The sequence below is a fragment of the Candidatus Protofrankia californiensis genome (genome assembly GCF_900634765.1).
Classification (GTDB): domain Bacteria; phylum Actinomycetota; class Actinomycetes; order Frankiales; family Frankiaceae; genus Protofrankia; species Protofrankia californiensis.
The window spans coordinates 6,104-7,339 of sequence record NZ_CAAAFT010000493.1 but is presented as its reverse complement, the minus strand read 5'-3'; the positions used below and the strand labels follow the sequence as shown (position 1 = coordinate 7,339).

The 1,236-nt window shown below is 67.2% G+C and carries 1 protein-coding gene; it reads right to left on the bottom strand.

What is annotated here, in order from left to right:
• Positions 1-123: 123 nt before the first annotated feature.
• Positions 124-1,236 (bottom strand): S1C family serine protease (locus DD1DGNOD_RS30365; RefSeq protein ID WP_241255994.1); only part of this gene is annotated, 1,113 nt, incomplete at its 5' end.

Sequence of the window (1,236 nt, the reverse complement as noted above, 5' to 3'; positions counted from 1 at the left end):
CACCGTCCCCGCCACTGACGAACCGGGACGGTGGCGGGAACAACGGCGCGGAAGACGGCTGCGGATCCACGTCCCCGGGTCCCGAAGGACGAGCCCTGGTCGAATGATCAGGACACCGAATGGTCAGGACGGTTGTTGAGCGAGGGTTACCTCGGTGGTCAGCGTCTGACCGTTGCGGGTATAGGTGATCGTCACCTTGCTGCCGATATCGTATGAGCGCACGGCGGCGATGAGGCCGTCCACGTTGGTGATCCGGCGGTCTCCCAGCTTGGTGATGACATCGCCCGGCTGGAGCCCGGCCTGCTGCGCCGGCCCGTTTCCGACCAGGTTCCCGATGACGGCACCGGTCCCCTCACCCGTCGGATCGGACTGGCTCGCTCCCGCGGTCGACGCGCTGACGCCGAGGTACGGATGCTTCGCGGCACCTCCGGTGATCAGCTCTTTGGTGATGGACTGGGCGTAGTTGGCCGGGATCGCGAACCCGACGCCGATGTTGCCGGACTGCTGTTGCTGGTTGCCGAAACCACCGCCGCTCGAGCTCACGGTGGCGATCGCCGAGTTGATGCCGATCAGCTCACCCTTGCTGTTGACCAGCGGGCCGCCCGAGTTGCCAGGGTTGATCGGAGCGTCGGTCTGGATGGCGTCCAGAACCGCGTTGTTGTCCTGGACGTTGGCATCGCCGGTCCGCACCGGCCGGTGCACAGCACTGACGATGCCCGAGGTCACGGTGCCGCTCAGACCGAGGGGGCTGCCGACCGCAATCACCAGTTCACCTACTGTGACCGTGTCGGAGTTGCCGAAAGTCGCCGGCTTCAGGCCGTTCGCGTCGATTTTGATGACCGCGAGGTCGGAACTCGGATCGGTACCGACGATCCTTGCGTCGTAGTTCTTGCCGTCCTGCGCGGTCACCTTCAGCGAGCCGCCTTGCGAGGCGTCGGACACCACGTGGTTGTTGGTGAGGATGTAGCCGTCCTGGCGGACGATCACACCGGAGCCGGTGCTCGCCTCGCTCCTGGACGAGACGGAGATCGTGACCACGCTGGGGAGGATGGCCTGCGCGGCGGCCGACACCGTGTCGGACGCGGCCGGCGACGTGCCGCCTGAGCCACCGCTGTTGCGCAGCAGCCCGCCTGAGGACACCACGGTCTGACTGCTGTTGTCGTTGCCGGCTACGAGAGCCCCCACGCCGCCGCCCACACCGGCCGAGACCAGCGCGAGCGCGATCGCGGCGGCGAC